Genomic DNA, 18,485 nt, shown 5'->3' on the forward strand with positions numbered 1-18,485 from the left:
ATCCATATTAAGGATAAAACATGCGTATGGAGAATAAGAATGGGAACATTTTAGGCATAAAAAAGAGGCCGCCCTATTAAAGGCGGCCTCGCGCATTAAATATATTCAGACTTTACTTACAGCCTGATAAGCTTGATCAGCTTTCTGCTATTGCCCTGTACAGCTTCCAGTATATAGTGTCCTTTGGCATAGTTGCTACCAAAAGGAATTCTGCTACCGACAGTCAGGTTATCCCTTGCTTCTACCAGTCTTCCTACCTGGTCGTATATACGAATGCGTACTTTTTCCAACGATGCACCTGCTTGCAGGTATAGGGTGAATTCACGATCGCTGGGTATCGGCGTTACTACCACATTCAGCTTACCATCTGTATTGCTGATATCGGTAGCCAGTTTGCCAGTACTTTCGCCGGCGCCTTCTGTGATGGTGATGAGCTGTTCATCAATCAAGCCGTTGCAATTGTCATCACGACCGTTCTTCACTTCCGGTGCACCGGGATAGACCTTCGCATCGTAATCGTGACAATCGCCACCTACCAGCACATAACCAGCCAACGGAATTGCCGACTGTCTTGAGCCCTCATTGCGGCCATAACCATCTCTGTCCACATCAGGATAATAGGTAAGCATTGGCAGGCCTTCATCTACCTGACCATTACAATTGTCATCACGACCGTTGGCCAGCTCAGGAGCGCCCGGATATACCGTAGCATCGTAATCGGCACAATCGCCATTGACCAGTACGTGACCTGCCAACGGAATAGCCGACAGTTTGGAGTTTTCATTGCGACCGAAACCATCACGGTCTACATCCATATAGTAGCGCTTCATGGGCAAGCCTTCATCTACCTGACCATTACAGTTGTCATCGCGACCATTGGCCAGCTCAGGAGCACCTGGGTATATGGTAGCATCATAGTCAGCACAATCGCCACCTACCAACACATGACCTGCTAACGGAATAGCTGACAGCTTAGAGTTCTCATCACGACCGAAACCATCGCGGTCCACGTCCATGTAGTAGCGTGTCATTGGCAGACCTTCATCAACCAGACCGTTGCAGTTGTCATCACGGCCATTGGCCAATTCAGGAGCGCCTGGATTGATGGTAGCATCCCAATCAGCACAATCGCCGCCTTTTGTTACCCAGCTACCAATTGGCTGTTTTTCAGCAAGGCGTGAACCTTCCGGACGGCCATAACCATCTCCATCGATGTCCTGGTAATAGCGGGTCAACACACTGGTGTTGTTCAAACGATAGATGCTGATGGTACCACTGATCTCGTTGGCCACGAGGATATAATGTCTGCCATCGGGGCTGGCGGTATTGGAGATATGGATGATGCCTTCGGGGCCATTGTCGCCACCGTAAGTAGCTGTGGTACGCGGGTTCTTGTAGTCCACAAATTTCACATCAGCCGGATCGGTGATGTCGTATACCATTACCCCACCCTGTCTTTCGAGTGTTACGAATGCATATTGTTTGCCTTCGATCGCTGCGAGGGCCAATCCTTCGGGCTCGGGGCCTTTTGAAGAGCTACGGCTCTTGCGTGAGTTGCTTTCGTGATCGGTATTGAAGAGCGGATTGTTCTCCGGCGTTTTGGCCAGGTATTGTTCAAAGTCGTCCTTGCTATCGAAAGTCACTGCTTTGGTAGTGGTATTCCAGATAGCGAAGGAGCGACCACCGATGAGGTGTATCTCGTCGAAATCACCGTCGCCGTCGGTATCACCGGAAGAAGTGGTGATCCTCAAACGGCCCAGGTTGTTGTCGTCTTTCAGTTCTTTGGCATTGGGGAAGGCCACAGAATCCAACTTATAAGTAGCTGCATTGACGCGTACTCTTTCGTTGTAGGCACTGTACTCACGGTCGTCGCCTTCGTTGGCTCCTACGAGATAGGTAACGCCATTGACCGTATAGTTGGCAATACCATCGGGCATGTACAAGCCTTTCACCGGCCAGTTGGCAATGTGTATTTCTCCTCTGTCGGAAGCATCGAATCCGTTGCCGGGCAGGCTATGGTCTTTTTTGCCCAGCGGCCATACTTCCGTGATCTTTTTGGTTACGATGTCTACCACTGCGAAGGCGTTGGCTTCCTGGAGGATCACCCATGCTTTCTTAGAATCGGGCGTAATGGTGATGTACTCCGGTTCAAAGTTTTGCGACAATGAAGTGATCGAGTTTCCTCTGCGCACACCGGCTGCAACGAGGGCAGTTGTTTGCGCATTGAAAGCTGTAAAGTCGAGCGTGGTAACATGGTTTTGTGTGAGGCCCGCGATACCACCGGAGATATCGATGATACTGATGGAACCTTCCGGATCTACCGTATAGGAATCGTTAGGCTCTCCTTCGTTGGCTACCATGATGGTCTTTCCATCGGGTGTAAAGGTCACCATGTCGGGCAGGGCGCCTACAGTCACCTGCTTCTGGAATACGCCATCGGTATTGAAGAAGATAACGGAGCCGTTCTGTTGCTTAACAACGTTGGGCGCTGCCACTGCTACCAGACCATTGCGTATCGCTACACTGGTGATGCCACCAAAAGGCACCATGTCTACGGAAGTAATGGGCTTGATGGAATCTGGTTTGGAGAAGTCGGCAATATCGAGCCTGTTCTGCAGGGCGCTGATCACAAAGAGGCGCTTGGATGCAGAATCATAGGCCACGATCTCCGTGCTGGCATTGCTGCTGCCGGAAGGATCATAGTTGCCTACGTAGTTCAGTTCGATCTGCTTGGTAGGAACGGGCGCCTTGCGGTCGTTGTCCCGGATGTATACCGTCATGAACTGTGTGCCGGTGATGGAAAGACCTGTGGGGTTTTCCAGGCTCAGGATGAAGTACTCGTCCTGCTCGTTGGCAGCATCGTCATTGATGGGTATAGTAATGGTTTGTGCGCTATTGCTGTCTGCCGTGAAATGCAGGGTCTTTGTGGTCAACGTAAAATCGCTGGCACCTGCCGTGCTGAACGGCGCGCCTTTTACCACCAGGTCTACTGAAGCGGTAGCCGGGTTGGTCAACTTAATTTGTACCGTGGCTGTCCCTGCTGCTTCTGATACAGAAAGCACTGCGCTGTTGAAGGCGATGGTGGTATTGCTGCCACCGGGGTTGCCTGGTGTGTTCCAAGCGGGCCATGATTGAGTGGGTGTGCCGGAGGCCGTGCCAGCCCAGTTGGCCGGATTGGCTACCAGGGCTTTCACCGTGGCTGCAGCACCTGTCAAGGTACCTGTATAATAAGCATTCACCGTATTACCAGCCGTGTTGCCGGGCGCTGTGCTCAGGTTGATGGAGCTTACGCCATCAGTCAACGTTGCGGGGAGCATAGAGAAGCTGCCACTGCAACTGGTGTTGGAAGCCAGCCAGGCGTTTGAGCTAAGGGCTGTAATGAATTGGGGTGCTGCGGGTGTGCCAGTGTATACAATGATCTGATCACCATTGGCACTCAAACCAAAAGTGCTGCCGGTAATGGTACCGATGTTGGCAGTGCCAGCATCGTTGTTGATCGTTACTACCGTGCGGGCTGCCACACCGCCTGCGGGGGCAGTCCATACAATACCGCCAGCGCATTGAGCCGGTACGTTGGTAGTGTATTTGCCATCGGTGAAGGTGATCTTGGTACCGGGCAGGATGTCTACAAAGGTTACAAAGGCGATGCGGTCATCGTTGGGCACTGCATTCATCTGATAACCGACGAAGAGCAGATCGCCGGGGTTGAAAGTCGTTTGCGTGGCAATGGTGGTGAAGGAAGCCGACTGTACAGCGGCTACTGCATTGTTGCTCAGGTCTTCTATCACACCTGCTTTGAGGGCCACATAGTATTGCTGGTTATTGGCCAGTGCAGCTGACGGTGTCAGCGTAATCGTATTAGCGGCAAAGGTTGCCGTGAAAGGTACATCTGCACCCGTTGCGTTGTTGAGTTTGAATACCACCAGCTCAGCCGCGTTGGCATTGGTGATGGGGCTGTTGTCGACCTTGCGCACATCTTCATTGAAGGTAATGGCAGGGGCTGTGTTTACTGCCAGGTCAATGGCTCCATTAGCTGGCGTAAAGTTTACGGATGGCGGCAATGCATCTGCTCCAACAGGTGAACCATCAAGGGTCACGTTGTCGAAACGATTGTTGCCAACGTCGCCACCACTGCCCAACAGGAAGGTAACACGTACTTTAAAGTTGGGGTTGTTATCAGCTGCTGCAATGGCGCTGAAGTCGAAGGTTTGTAATGTGGGATCACCATTGTTGGGAGCAATGGTAGTCAATGCAGTATAGTTCGTACCATCTACGGTGTAGGCTATTTCCTGTGTGCCGGCACCTGAACCGGAACGGCGAGTAGCATATTTCAGTACCACATCCTGGAAACCGGTAGAAGGTAATGAAAAGATAAGGGTAGCGCCAATGGGGTTGTTGATGCGCAGGTGGTTGCCGGACGCATCGCCATTGCGGGCGTTGAGGTTCTGTACGTTGAAGTTCTGCCCTGTACCATTCTGGTAATCGTTGGCGCTGGAACCGCCGCCAAGGTAGGCCAGGTTGGCGCCGCCTGCTGTATAGGTGGGCGCTACATGGTTGGCCTCCGTATCGAAGGTGTTGAAATTCCAGTAGTGAACGAGTGTCTGGGCACTTAGGCTGCCTGCTGCGCCCAGGATAAAGCAAGCAATAATGAGTAAAGTTTTTCTCATAACTTTTTCCGGTTTGTTTCCGTGACGTGATTTTGTGTGTTTGGAATTGAAGGATACTGTGTTTCCTGGTGCAGAGGTGTGGTACGGATACAACTATAAAATAATGCGTGGCAAACATAGAGCAGTTTGCCAAAGCGGGTATCCGGTTTAGAATAATTAAACTAAAGTTAATATAGGAGGCCGGGGTGGGGTATTAATTAAGTTTCAACGTGGCCATTACGGGCAAGTGGTCGGAAGCGTATTGCTCGTCGATGACGGTGTGTGAAATAACCGTAAAGCTGCCGGTTGGTTTCCAGGCAATGAAGTCAATGGTTTTGGTGGGATTGATCTCTGGTATGGTGAAACCACAGCCTTGTGTGCAGGTGCGGGTAAAGTGTTTATCGAGGATGTCGATGACGGCGCCACCGGGCGCGGCATTGAGGTCACCGGCCAGGATAACGGGATTGGTTTCTTTTTGCAGTATATCTACAATAGCATTGATCTGCAACAGGCGGTTGGTATCGTTGCGCTGTGCATCCATATGTGTGCAGGCTATCGTAATCTTTTTACCATTGAGTTCTATATTGGCAGTGGCCAGTACTCTTGGCTCGCCGTTGGTGCCGGCAGCTGTAGGCAGCTTGTGCGTGGCGCCACCGGATAAAGGGTAACGGGATAAGATGGCTACACCGTAATCGCCGCCATCGTGATCGATGGCCTTGGCGAAGTAGAAGTTCATTTTTGTTTTCTCTGCCAGGGTCACCGCTTCATTCATACCGGAGCGTTTGGTATTGACGTCCACTTCCTGCAGCATTACGACATCGAGTTTTTGCTTATTGATAACAGCAGCAATGGCATCTATATCAATGACACCCACTTTTGAGGGCGGATTGGCATGGTGTATATTATAGCTCATGATGGCGAGCTCCTGCTTATTGGTTGACGTGCCTGACTTTCTCTGCGCGCTACAAGCGGCCAACACAAAAAGGAATGGGAATAACAGCTTTTTTGAGATCATAAGGTTACCTGCATTTGCGTGGACAATATTAAGTTATTCTGTAAAAGGATTCTGAAATATTCAGTATGTTAGTTGGATGAGAAACCGAATCCGGGCTATCTGTTGCTGCTTCCTGCTACAAATGATTGTAATATTATCCTCCGGGCAAGAAACTCCTTACAATCCTGCACGAACTTATTCCACCGATCAACTGAAGGCCGATTTACAATTTCTTAATATTAAGCTCGACAGCATTCATCCCAACCTGTATCATTATACCAGCAAAGACAAGTTCAACGCTTTTGTTGATAGCCTGGACCGAACCATTATACAACCTATGACAGAACAGGAATTCCTGGGGCTCATTACCTTATTGAATGAAAAGATATGTGATGGCCATACCATGTTACTACCCAGCGAGCAGGCCATGGGGTATAATAGCAAGCAAGGCCGCTTTCTGCCTTTTTCTGTGGTGTACATCAAAGGCAGGCTCTACATTACTGAAAACAACTCTACTGATAATAGTATCCAACCGGGTGCAATCATCACCAGCATTAACGGTAAAGAAGCATCAGCTATCGTTGCGCAATTGCTGAAGCGGCAGATCAGGGATGGGCACAACAAAACTTATCCGTTGTGGATACTCAATCATTACTTCGTTGCTTATTATAGTTATGCTTTTGGCCAACCTGCAACCTTTTCTGTAGAGCTGACCGGTAGCGATGGCAAACTATTTCATAAACAAGTGGCAGCACTGGCGAGGGACAGCATACGCCTGATACGGCAACAAAAGCGGGCTGTTCAGGCCGGCGAAACGCGGGGTATTATACTGGAAGAAAACCCAGCTACTAAAACTGCCGTTCTTACCATCAAAAGTTTTGATGTCGATTTGCTACAATCGATGTACAAGCAGTCGTTCCAGCCAGTGATCGATAGTGTATTCAGGCAACTGAAATCACATGGCATACGACATCTCCTGCTGGACCTGCGCGACAACCAGGGTGGAGATTTTGAGCCGGGTCGACACCTGCTCTCCTACCTCATCACTACACCTACTTCTTACTTGCTGGGTGGTAAGGAGGCTAAACTGCTGCAACCTCAACGTAATCACTTCAGCGGCTCTTTGTTCGTATTGATCAATGGCGGTAGCTTTTCCAATTCAGGTATTGTGAGCGCCTGCCTGGAGCATCGTAAGCAGACTACTTTTATCGGTGAAGAATCTGGCGGCAATAAATTCCTGATCTTTGGAGAAGCCACTGATGTGGTGTTGCCACATACGAAGATCCAGGCATATATCTCTACAGCTTCCTTTCGCATTAACCAACAATCAGGCGATCATGGCATTGTACCAAAGCATGTTGTACAGCCCTCTATTAACGACCTGCTGTCGGGCAGTGATCCTGCAAAGGCATTGGCATTAAAGCTGATGACAGGCCCGGAAAAATGAAGTGGTGTTGATAGAAATATTGCAGGCTGCAACCATATAGTATTATATTAGTTGCTTCAAATGAATATAATATATGATATGGTACGAAGATGAAGTGAAGCGTGTAGAGCAGGAGAAAAGCAGGCTGGCATACGAACCGAAAACAATTTTTTATGGCAGTTCTTCCATTCGTTTATGGACTACACTCTATGAAGATTTCAAGTCGCTCCATCCCGTGAACCTCGGCTTTGGCGGCTCTACGCTGGCTGCCTGTGTATGGTTTTTCGAACGGATATTACCGGCTTATCAACCTGAACGCATTGTTTTTTATGCAGGCGATAACGATTTAGGTGATGGCAGACATCCCGAGGAAGTATTTATCTTTTTTGAACAACTGACGGCTCAGATGCGTACGCGGTTTCCCCGTTCTTCTTTTTATTTCATTTCGGTAAAGCCCAGCCCTTCCCGCTGGAACATGATCAACAACATCTACTATACGAATACGCTCATAAAGAACGCGATAGAAAAGCAAGGGTTGCCTTTTCATTATATCAGTATTGTGGAGCCCATGCTAAATAGTGAAGCGCTTCCCGTGAAAGAGCTGTTCCAAGAAGATGGCTTGCACCTTAGTGATAAAGGCTATGAGGTATGGAAGAAAGTTGTGTTGACTTACCTGCTACAAAATCCTTAAGAATTGCATAATACGTCTTTTGCGGGGATCGGTTTATATTATACCACTTTTTACCAATGAAACGGGAATATCATAAATGGTTTAGTCCGAACCTGCAAAGGAATATGGAGCTGTTGGTGTTTGGGGATGCAGGCGAGCCTGTGCTCTTCTTCCCTACCCGCACTGCCCGGTTTTATGATTATGAAGACTGGCGCATCATCGAGGCCATACGGTATAAGATCGAGGCTGGCTTTATCCAGGTATTTTGTGTAGACAGTGTGGACTCGGAAAGTTTCTATGCTTCGATCCATCCGGCTGATAAGATAAAGCGGCATCTTCAATATGAGCAATACATTCTGCAAGAGGTGCTTCCGCTGATCAGGTATACCAATCCGCAGCATACCGGCATTGCCGCTGCCGGTTGCAGTCTTGGGGGCTATCATGCGTTGAATATTGCTTTTCGCCACCCCTGGCTTTTTTCGAAAGTAACCGGCATGAGCTCGCGCTATGATCTTACGTTATCGGCCGATAAATTCCCCGACCTGCTGAATGGTTACTTTGATGAAAATATTTATTACAACATGCCCAGCATGTATATGCCTAATTTAAGCAACACTTTGCTGTTGGAGCAGATCAGGCGGTTGAAGATCGAACTGGCGGTGGGTAAAGAAGATCCCTTTTATGAGAATAACCAACGCTTAAGTGATTCGCTCTATGAAAAAAACATCCCACACCATTTGTATGTGTGGGATGAAGAGGCGCACCGGCCGCGGTATTGGCGTAAGATGGTGCAATGGTATTTGTGAAGTTTTACTTAATAAACCGCTTTGAGACCGACTTACCATCTTTCGTGAAGATCAATGTGTAGATGCCGGTGGATAGTTTTGATACATCCAGACGGTTAGATACTGGTCTGCCTTGCAATACCTGTCTACCCATGACATCGTATATTCTTACCAACCCTCCTGACAGATCATCCGGCGCTGTGAGGTATATGGTATTGCGCGCGGGGTTGGGATATATCTCCAATTCTTTACCTGTGGCGACTTCGTCGGCTGCAGTCTTAGCAGTGAGTGGTGATGTGGTCTCGCTCAATACCGTGACCGTAGAAGCGACTACCAGGGAAGATGCTTTATCGTTCCAGCCCTCATTTACCAGACAATCATCGTCGGCGGTTTTTACCAGCGTGGTGCCGCTGAAGTTGTTATCCCAATACAGTGTCACTTTGTAACCGCTTTGTACGCGCAAGGAAGAAATATCATCGTTCAGGATACCTTTTGCCTGTAGCTGCGCCAACGTATAGCTGCCAGGCAGCAGCGGAACGGCGTAACCTCCGTAGCTGCAATCTTTATATACCGTTACGGCGCCATCGGGATAGCTGAATGGGAAATCGATGCGTGCCTGGTTGAACTGTGTTTCATAGCTGGCAGGCCAGCCAAATGCTGTGGTGGCCAGTGGCTTCAGGTTTACACCGGCAGCGCCACTCCAGAAGTGTATAAACTCGCCCCAGTTCATGCCGCGCGTGTAAGCGTTGCCGCTCTTAGGGAAGTATTGTGAGAGCAACGTGAAGTACCTGTTCAATGTTTGTGTGCCACCATATGCACTGTAAATGGGATAAAACCAGTCGCGGAACCAGTAGGTATTGGCGCGTGGAAAACTGCTGGTGCCGTTGATCATCAGGTTGTACCAGCGGGTTACATCACTCGTGCGGCCCAGTCCGCGGTACACATCATAGATAAATATCTCCGCCCATTTGCTATCGCCCCAGATGCCAAATGCAGGTGAGTTCTTAACGCCTTTGCTGGCGCCTTCTACAATGTGGGCTACTTCGTGGGTTACAATGTCCAGGTCGTTGTTGGCGCCGCTGGTCCATGGGCCGGGGCCTACGTCAATGACGTTGCGGTTGTCGTGGCTGGCATCGAAATACGTGGAGGGGTGACCGCCGCTGTATTTGTTGGTGTGGAAAATGGCGAACATGTGGGGATCGCTGCCAAAAGAGCCGTAGACGGATTTGGTGTAGCGCCATACATCGCCACAAAAAGTGTAGGGCCAGGTTACGGAAGCGCTTACATCGTTGTCGTAATAAATGGCTACATCATTATCGTAAAACTTTCTGGAGAGCAACTGGTTATGTTCGAACCAGTGTTCCTGCCAGGTAGCAGGGGGAGTTTGCGCCACTACGTGGCTGATCAATAGCATGCAAAAGACAGAAAAGGAAAGGTGTTTCATAATACAAGGTTTGGTTTATGAATAATGTACTATGACAATCGAATGAAGCCTGACAATTATTCGCGGGGCTAATCTTATTTAAAACAACGTTGCAATACATGCGTATCGTTCAAAAACAAAGGTCAGAAGCTCTACGCCGCTGACCTTCGTTTTCACCTGTCACAACACACGTTTCTCTTATTTTACAAACTGTTTGGTTACTGTTCTGTCTTTCTTCGTAAAGATCAGGGTGTATGTACCGGGTGCCAGGTGCGATACATCTACTTTATAGGTAGCCGCTCTCGGCGCCAACACCTGGCGACCAGCGATGTCGACTACGCGTATGGAACCGCCGGTAATATCTTCACCTGCCATGATATTCAGCTGATGCTGAACAGGATTCGGGAACAGGACCCATTTGCCGGAAGCATCCACATCTTTAGTCGTCTTTTCTGTCTGTGGATTTTCTACCGCAGTCATCAACCCAGTGGCAGGCCGTGTGATGCGCAGCCAGTTGAGGTTCCAACCGCCGGCCTGAGCAAATACGCCTACATTGTAGGTTCCTGCGTTGACGTACACGTTATGTGTAATAGTAGTCCAGTTTTGCCAGCCGCCCGTAGAAGGAACGGCCAGTGCGCCCAATTGAATGGTACCGGCGTTCAGGTCGAGCGATAAGGTGCCACCACCACTCAGACTGGCTACGCGGTATTCTACTTTATATGTGCCGCTTACGGGGAAGTTGATGTTGTAGAAGGCCATCCAATCGGAGGCATCTATATAGCCTACATTCTGTCCGCCACCGGCATCGGTGCAGGCTTCTGTTTGTATGCCCGACATGCTGTTGTAGCTTTCGGCCTGGATGGTGATGGAATTACCACCACCAGTGCGCTGTACTACTACTTCGTTAATGGCCGACAGCAGCGAGTTGGCCCCCGTAGCATCCTGCGACAGTTCCCAGATCATGATGCCGTTGCCCTGGTCGAAGGCAAGGTTTGTTTTGCTCTTGATGGTATTGATACCATTGTAGCCCACGCCCTGGTATACATCGGCAAAGGGACTGGCGCCACGATTGACCAATGCGGAGAATGACTCCCAGCTTGGCCTGCCATAGAAGGGAACGCCCAGCACCACTTTGGAAGTGGGCAATCCCCTGCCCTTCCAATAGTTGATGGACTGCTGCGCATAGCTGTAGGTAGAGTGGTCAAAGCTATTGGCATCATACGCCATCAGGTTCAGAAAGTCGACCATGTTAAATACACTACTGAGTATACTGGACCCGTTGACAGCTACCACTGCAGCCGTGAGCAGCTTACCTCTGTTGTGCATTTCGGTAGATAGCTGCTGCATCAATGCAGCATAGTTGTTGGCCGAAGCGCCATTATCGGGGTACTCCCAGTCAATGTCGATACCATCGAGGTTGTACTGGTTTGTAAAGTTGATCAGGTTGTTTACAAAATTATTGCGGTAGGTGCTGTTGGCAGCGAGGCTTTCAAAAGCGCCATCGTCGCCATTGTTCCAACCGCCGACAGCAATCAACACTTTCTTGCCATTGTTGTGGGCCAGCGTGACCAGGCTTTGCAGCTTGGAAGGATTCTCGATGGCCTGCAACCCTCCGGTAGAGGTAGGCAGCAGGAAAGCATAGTTGATGTGGGTGAGCTTACTGTACTGAATGGAATTTACACTGCCCGCCCAGGAAGGCATATAGCCTACGACCCTGAATTGGGCAAATGATAATTGGATGCTTACACACAAAAGGATAAAAAGGATAGAAGACTTCTTCATAATATGTTTTTTAAATGAAAGAATGCAATACCGTATCATGGAGTTAAGCAGGTGACACTTAACTCCATGATGTTGATACAGGCATTCCGCAAATCACTTACTTGATAAATCTCCGGCTGATGGTCTTACCATCTTTTGTAAATAACAGGGTGTATACGCCGGTGGGCAGTTTCGCTACGTTGACACGGTTGGTAGCCTGGGTGGCGATCAATACCTGGCGCCCCATGATGTCGTATATGCGTAGTAATCCGCCTGTCAGGTTTTCGCTGGTAGCGATCCTGAGTTCATCTTTTACGGGGTTGGGGAATATGGTAAAGTTGTTGTTTGCCTCTTCCGGCTGCACATCCTTCGAAGTAGCCGTGTTGGCAGTCAGCAGTCCGCTACCTTGTTTGGTGATGCGTATCCAGTTGAGGTTCCAGCCTCCGGCCTGAGCATATACGCCTACATTATAAGTGCCGGCATTGGCGACATTCACTGTGTGTGAGATGGTCGTCCAGTTTTGCCAGCCTCCGGTAGACGGCACTGCCAGTGAGCCTAATTGGATGGAACCTGCATTTAGGTCCAGCGATAAGGTGCCGCCCCCACTCTGACTGGCAACACGGTACTCAACGAGGTAACTGCCTGCAGTAGGAAAGTTAATGCTGTTGTAGGCCATCCAATCGGTGGCATCGATGTAGCCTACATTCTGTCCGCCACCGGCATCGATGCAGGCTTCTGTTTGTATGCCCTGCATGTTGCTGTAACTCTCGGCCTGAATGGTTACACTGGAAGGCCCGCTGACTTGCTGGTACACTTTCACATAATCGACATACATGTTGGCGGGCATTGCTCCATTGTTGACGGTGAAGCCGGGCCAGTTGCCACCGATGGCCATATTGAGGATGATGAAGAAGTTGTTGTGAAATTCGTTGGTGCCATTGATGCTGTTGGCAATATTGGCTTCATGGAATTGTACGCCATCTACAAACCACTTGATGGATGAAGCTGTCCACTCGATGGTATAGAGATGGAAGGCTGTTACATTCACTGCCGTATTGCCTCCGTAGTTGGTATTTTGTCCGGGAGCAACCTGCCAGTGGATGGTGCCGTAGGTACGGTTCTCCGCATTTACGTGCTCCATGATGTCGATCTCACCACAAGCGGGCCAACCCACATCGCCGATGTTGGTGCCCAACATCCAGAAGGCAGGCCATACGCCCTGAAAGGCAGGCATGGCAATGCGGGCTTCGATCTTACCATAGCGCCAGGAGCGGCGGCCTTGTGTTTTCAATCTTGCAGAGGTGTAATTCCTGCCGCCAAAACTTTCATTGCGAGCAGTGATGACCAATTGCCCGTTTTGAACGGTTGCATTCTGGGTGCGATAGTATTGCAACTCATTGTTGCCCCAGCCGTTGGTACCAGTACCCGTTTCAAATACCCAGTCGGGTCCTATACCGTTAGTAAATTCATCCTGCCAAACGAGTTGCCATGTTTGTGCAATGGAATAAGAAGCGGAAAAAAGAAGTGTAGTTAGTAAAATTACGAAGTAGAAGATCCGTTTCATAAGCGTAATGGTTTTATTGGTTATTAAATATGGCGAGCCCGGCTTCGCGTGCCGGTTATAGTTACTATGCAAGTGTCGTACAACTTATCAAGTGTAACAATGAAAGGGCAGTCAATTTATACACATCGTCTACGTCAATTGTACGTCACATCGCCTCACCATGACGCATCACATCACCTCAGGCTGTGCTATTTTCTACTACACCGATTCATCAATGTGCTGTTTTACAGCATCATTGCTCCTACCGGAAATACTTCTGTATCTTTGTGGCAACAGATCAATCATTCAAACCCAGCTTTCATGAAGCATCTACTTAAAGCGTTCGTTCTTCTGTTTGTATCGGGCACGGCCGCGGCACAAAACAAAACCAACGTAACTCCTGCTGAATTTGAAAAAGGATTGCAGGCAAAGGGCGTTCAGCTGCTGGACGTGAGAAGACCGGAAGAATACAAAGAAGGGCATTTAAAGGGCGCCACACTGGCGAACTGGCAGGATGAAAAACAGTTTCAGGCGCAGGCTGCCAAACTCGATAAGAGCAAACCTGTATATGTTTATTGTCTGGCCGGTGTACGCGGCGATAAGGCTGCTACCTGGCTGGTAAAAAACGGCTTTACCAATGTGGTGAACCTCGATGGAGGTATCAAAGCGTGGAAGGAAGCGGGCAAATCAGTAGAACCGGGGCAGTAGACGTATATGGTAGCATTGATCAATTTCGCCCTGTCCTTCACTTTTAGTTTTACAGGATCGCTTACGCCGGGCACCATCAATCTCAGCTCTATACAACTGGGGCTTGAAGGCAAGGCCCGGCTTGCCTGGCGTTTTGCACTGGCAGCGGCCATCATGGAGTATATTTATGCATACCTGGCTGTGACGTTCGAGCGGCTGATCACCAGTTCTCCTGTCGTTATTCAAAACTTCCACCTTATTGCCGCCATTGTGATGATCACTTTGGGCGCGCTTACCATCCGGTCTACCTCCCGCCCCCCTACCAATCTTGCTCTGCGTTTTCAGAACAGTGGTTTCAGGCGCGGGCTGATGCTGGGCATCCTCAACCCGCTGGCCATGCCTTATTGGATCGGCATGATCGCTTACCTCAAAAGCCAGCATTGGATCGATCTTTCTACCCCACTGGAACTGCATAGTTTTCTGCTGGGGGTATCGGCGGGGGTGTTCACGTTGCTTGTTTTGGTAGCCTACCTTGCAGGTAGGGTAATAAAATTACTACGGGAAAGCCAGTGGATACGCAAGTTTCCGGGCTATTTGATGCTGGCACTGGGTATTTATGCTTTAATACGTTATTTAATAATGTTATTGTTGCCTTCCAGGTAATATCTTTGGCGCATGGAAAAGCGTGATTATGACGCAGTTGTTGTAGGCTCGGGTCCCAACGGACTGGCGGCAGCCATCACTTTGCAACAACAGGGTTTATCGGTATTGTTGCTGGAGGCCCGGGATACCATCGGGGGCGGCACGCGTACTGCGGAACTGACCCTGCCCGGCTTTCACCATGATGTATGTTCTGCCATCCTGCCGATGGCCGCCACTTCTCCTTTCTTTACTACGCTCCCACTGGAACAATATGGTCTTGAATATCTTTATCCGCCTGTAGAGGCTGCTCATCCTTTTGATGATGGCAGTGCTGCCGTGCTGAAACGTTCTATATCAGAAACTGCGCGGCTGCTGGGCGCTGATGAAGCAGCCTACTTATCCCTCATGCAACAAGTAGTGGCTGACTGGCCACTAATCGCCAAAGATATTTTAGGTCCTTTGCGTTTTCCTCAATATCCCTTGCGCATGGCGCGCTTCGGCTTGAAGGCTTTGCCTTCTGCTGCTACCATTGCGAAAAGGTTTACGACAGAAAAAGCCAAAGGACTCTGGGCAGGTATGACGGCGCACTCTATTCAGCCACTCACCAATTATGCAACTTCCGCTATAGGACTGGTACTTTCTGCTGCCGGTCATTTATATGGTTGGCCTGTGCCTAAAGGCGGTGCTATCAGCGTAGCCAATGCATTGGCGAAGTATTTCGAATCGCTGGGCGGCAAAATACAGACAGGCTTTACTGTTAGCAACCTGCAGCAACTACCTTCTGCGCATGCCGTGTTGTTTGATGTGACGCCCAAACAATTGATGGCGATTGCCGGTGATCAATTCTCCGATCTCTACAAGTGGCAACTTAATCGTTACCGCTATGGCATGGGTGTATTTAAAGTAGACTGGGCGCTGGATGGTCCTATACCTTTTACTGCGCCTGAATGCAGGGAAGCGGGCACCGTGCATATCGGTAATACTTTCAAAGAGATCGCCGCCAGTGAACAATTCACGGCCTCGGGTGGCCATCCGCAACGTCCTTTTGTGTTGCTGGCGCAGCAGAGCCTGTTTGATGACAGTCGCGCCCCGGCCGGTAAGCATACTGCATGGGCTTATTGCCATGTGCCCAATGGCTCTACGGTTGATATGACCAATATCATTGAAGAACAGGTGGAACGTTTTGCACCGGGCTTCAAGCAACTCATCCTTGCGAAGCATACTTATAATACCCTCGAATTACAACGATACAATCCCAACTATATAGGTGGTGATATTAATGGCGGCATTATCGATCTTGGACAGTTGTATACGCGGCCTGCCATGCGTCTCTCGCCTTATAAAACATCTGCCAAAGGCATCTATATCTGCTCTTCTTCTACACCGCCTGGCGGCGGCGTTCATGGCATGTGTGGACACCATGCTGCCAAACAGGCGCTCAGGAATATATTCAAAATGGGCTAACCTCAGCTACATCTTACTGTTAATCAACTGTTAACCGGTCTCCTCTACCGGAATGCACCCTCTTGGCTCCGCCACAAAACTTAACATTGGCGGACGAACCCTTCCCCTATCTTTATGTTATCATTATATTATCTTTTAGTAAATTGTATTAAATCACAAACACGATGTCCACGAGTAAAAAAGCGGAAGCGCAACAAGCAACTGGCAAGAAATCAGCCCGCAAAGAGGTGAGCCTTCAACTGACCAGCGCATTGAATGACCTGAAAGAAACATTGGGTGAAAAGAAGTTTGAACGCCGTATCAAGAAAGCTGCCCGATTGCTGACAGCCGGCATTAAAACGAAACCTGTCAAGAAGGAGAAAAAAGGAAAGGGAAAAACCAAGACCAATAAGTCGTCTAAAAAAGCGACTGCACCTAAAGTAGCTGCAGCTCAGTAAACAAGGTGTGAAGTGTAAAAGCCATTATATTGTATAACAACTTAATCGGCAGTTACCAATTCCACGGGGCAGGCAGCTTTTTCAACGAGATCCTCCGCATTGAATAACCTGTCTGCCGCCTCCTCCCGCATCATCGTCCCGACATCTACATACATTTTATCAGCACCTGTTGTTGTTGGCAGTATAGCTTTAATAGAAGGGTCATCACTTATTTTCGCGACGTGCTGTATACCAGCCTCAGCAGCCTTATCTTTTATCAATTTTATTTTCCCCCGCACCAATTGATCATCGTCTTGCCGGGCATCGGCTTCGCCGGCCAGGGATTCTGCTGCGTCTATATCGCTGGGAAAAACATATCCTTCTTCTACCGGCTTTTCCTGGAGGAACAGCACGCCAAGGCCAGTGTTGTGTGTTTTTGCCCAATCGATAGCGCGGTCCAATGCTGCGTAGGAGAAATTAAATCCACTGAATATCACCCATGTGGTAGGCATAGCAAAAGGTTTATGTATTCCTTGCAATTATGCCGCCACCCTACCCCTGTTACTAATTATAGATGGTCCAGTTAACTCAAAGGTAACATTGGGTCACAGCCTACTTCCCTAACACTATGCAGTTACAAGATTACTTTTTACCTGCTTACGCATCGGCTGCTTTTTCCAATACGTGAGACTGCGCCACATCCACTCAAAGGGACCGAAGTTGAAATACCGTAACCACAGGTGGCTCCAGATGATCTGCACCAGCCATACGGCTAATACAAAGTAGTATACTTCTACCCGCTGCAACTTCCCGTACATGCCAAAGCCTACGCCGTAAAAGAACAAACCACATAAGAACGACTGCATGAGGTAATTGGTAAAGGCCATTTGCCCAACGGGCCGCATCAGGGCGAACAGCCATTTTACCCAGCCTGATTTGTATAATAACAATATCAAACCAAACAGTCCAAGCGAACGCGCCACACGTGATAGCGTATACAACTCGACATATTGATTTTTTGTTACTTCAAACCAATTGAAGTTGGCCTTAATGAAAGACTGGAACCGGAGATAAGATAGTGTTAGTCCTATACTCAACCCCAGGATGGTCATGATCCAATATGTTTTTGCAGAAGCCTGCCCTGTCAACACGCCCATTTTAAAAAAGGCCATACCCAGGAGCATGAATAACAATACATCCCAACTGCTCAGGTAAAGATAATTGACGAGAAAGGCCATATATATTTCGCCCCGGTATTCATAGGCGTCGGCATAGCTGCCTGTTGTTTTACGTATTGACTTCTCCACCCGCTTCAGTTTCTTTTCACGGGTGCTTCTCTCCTTGAAGTCGGTCATAGCTCCAAGGTCTTCCTTTTGCTGTTCTGTCAATTTGGTTTTGGTGGTATCGATGGCTGCAATCTTCTCTCCTTTGGAGATCATTGCTTTTTCTTTGTAGAGGTCGCGCGTTTCGCGGCCGATCATCAGGAGGAAGCAAATACCCGCTCCAATGAGTAAGCCTTTGACCGGCAGCCGGCGAAACGTAAATACGAGGATGCCCAGACAGGCATAGTCAAACAATATATCTCCATACCATAATAACACCCATATATCAAACAACCCGAAGAGCATGAGCCACAGCTGGCGGCGCAGGAAGTAATCGGCCGGCCAAATGCCTGGCATTTTCTTTTCGGCCCTGCTGGTAAAGATCAATATGCCTGCTCCGAACAGCATGGAAAAGATAGCCCGCTGGGTACCTTCGGGCACTAGGTCGACGAAGTAGAGTATTTTGAAATTGATGGTGCCTATCTCATTCCATAAAGTGGGATCCTGACTTATAGCGGAGGGAAGACCAAAGCCGGGAATATTCATCAATAAGATACCGAGGATGGCGAAGCCCCTGAGTGCGTCGAGAATATCGATCCGCTCGGATTGGGCTACAGGCATGGCCTGTTGGGTAGCAGCAGCAGTTGACATAACTGAGGTTGAATGGGTTAAATGGTTGTCTATAACAGTTAGTCAAGATAGCGCT

Annotated in this window: 14 protein-coding genes; 7 read left to right on the forward strand and 7 right to left on the reverse strand. The window is 49.0% G+C overall.

Features of this window, described 5'->3' with window-relative positions; translation table 11 throughout:
• Positions 1 to 116: 116 nt before the first annotated feature.
• Positions 117 to 4,667, reverse strand: coding sequence for a choice-of-anchor I family protein (locus tag AC5JBY_RS31970; RefSeq protein ID WP_495908776.1), 4,551 nt, complete (start codon positions 4,665 to 4,667; stop codon positions 117 to 119).
• 193 nt (positions 4,668 to 4,860) lie between these two features.
• Positions 4,861 to 5,661 (reverse strand): endonuclease/exonuclease/phosphatase family protein, encoded by an 801-nt coding sequence (locus AC5JBY_RS31975; RefSeq protein WP_495908777.1) that lies wholly within the window; start codon positions 5,659 to 5,661, stop codon positions 4,861 to 4,863.
• A 121-nt stretch (positions 5,662 to 5,782) separates the two neighbouring features.
• On the opposite strand from AC5JBY_RS31975, the gene AC5JBY_RS31980 reads away from it, so the two are divergent.
• From AC5JBY_RS31980 to AC5JBY_RS31990, 3 genes are all read left to right on the forward strand, one after another.
• Entirely contained in the window at positions 5,783 to 7,087 is a 1,305-nt protein-coding gene (locus tag AC5JBY_RS31980) for a S41 family peptidase (RefSeq protein WP_495908778.1), read from the forward strand.
• A gap of 73 nt (positions 7,088 to 7,160) precedes the next feature.
• Entirely contained in the window at positions 7,161 to 7,757 is a 597-nt protein-coding gene (locus AC5JBY_RS31985) for a GDSL-type esterase/lipase family protein (protein ID WP_495908779.1), read from the forward strand.
• Positions 7,758 to 7,813: 56 nt separating this feature from the next.
• Positions 7,814 to 8,542 (forward strand): esterase family protein, encoded by a 729-nt coding sequence (locus tag AC5JBY_RS31990; RefSeq protein ID WP_495908780.1) that lies wholly within the window; start codon positions 7,814 to 7,816, stop codon positions 8,540 to 8,542.
• A 4-nt stretch (positions 8,543 to 8,546) separates the two neighbouring features.
• On the opposite strand, the gene AC5JBY_RS31995 is transcribed toward AC5JBY_RS31990, so the two are convergent.
• The 3 genes from AC5JBY_RS31995 to AC5JBY_RS32005 form a co-directional block, all read right to left on the reverse strand.
• Positions 8,547 to 9,965, reverse strand: a complete 1,419-nt coding sequence (locus tag AC5JBY_RS31995) for a T9SS type A sorting domain-containing protein (protein ID WP_495908781.1) — start codon at positions 9,963 to 9,965, stop codon at positions 8,547 to 8,549.
• A gap of 177 nt (positions 9,966 to 10,142) precedes the next feature.
• Positions 10,143 to 11,726: a glycosyl hydrolase family 18 protein gene (locus tag AC5JBY_RS32000; protein ID WP_495908782.1), complete on the reverse strand. Its 1,584-nt coding sequence runs from the start codon at positions 11,724 to 11,726 to the stop codon at positions 10,143 to 10,145.
• 97 nt (positions 11,727 to 11,823) lie between these two features.
• Positions 11,824 to 13,269 (reverse strand): carbohydrate-binding protein, encoded by a 1,446-nt coding sequence (locus AC5JBY_RS32005; RefSeq protein WP_495908783.1) that lies wholly within the window; start codon positions 13,267 to 13,269, stop codon positions 11,824 to 11,826.
• A 300-nt stretch (positions 13,270 to 13,569) separates the two neighbouring features.
• Between AC5JBY_RS32005 and AC5JBY_RS32010 the strand changes: the two genes are divergently transcribed.
• The 4 genes from AC5JBY_RS32010 (at position 13,570) to AC5JBY_RS32025 (ending at position 16,478) form a co-directional block, all read left to right on the forward strand.
• Positions 13,570 to 13,956, forward strand: coding sequence for a rhodanese-like domain-containing protein (locus AC5JBY_RS32010; RefSeq protein WP_495908784.1), 387 nt, complete (start codon positions 13,570 to 13,572; stop codon positions 13,954 to 13,956).
• Between the two features lie 6 nt (positions 13,957 to 13,962).
• Positions 13,963 to 14,598, forward strand: a complete 636-nt coding sequence (locus tag AC5JBY_RS32015; protein WP_495908785.1) for a LysE family translocator — start codon at positions 13,963 to 13,965, stop codon at positions 14,596 to 14,598.
• Positions 14,599 to 14,610: 12 nt separating this feature from the next.
• Positions 14,611 to 16,041, forward strand: coding sequence for a phytoene desaturase family protein (locus AC5JBY_RS32020; RefSeq protein WP_495908786.1), 1,431 nt, complete (start codon positions 14,611 to 14,613; stop codon positions 16,039 to 16,041).
• A gap of 164 nt (positions 16,042 to 16,205) precedes the next feature.
• A complete protein-coding gene (locus AC5JBY_RS32025; RefSeq protein WP_495908787.1) occupies positions 16,206 to 16,478 on the forward strand; it encodes a hypothetical protein in 273 nt (90 codons plus the stop codon).
• 41 nt (positions 16,479 to 16,519) lie between these two features.
• Here AC5JBY_RS32025 and AC5JBY_RS32030 read toward each other — a convergent pair whose 3' ends face one another.
• Entirely contained in the window at positions 16,520 to 16,969 is a 450-nt protein-coding gene (locus tag AC5JBY_RS32030) for a hypothetical protein (protein ID WP_495908788.1), read from the reverse strand.
• A 114-nt stretch (positions 16,970 to 17,083) separates the two neighbouring features.
• Positions 17,084 to 18,430 (reverse strand): DUF418 domain-containing protein, encoded by a 1,347-nt coding sequence (locus tag AC5JBY_RS32035; protein ID WP_495908789.1) that lies wholly within the window; start codon positions 18,428 to 18,430, stop codon positions 17,084 to 17,086.
• Positions 18,431 to 18,485 lie beyond the last annotated feature (55 nt).

This window comes from Paraflavitalea sp. (genome assembly GCF_059502485.1).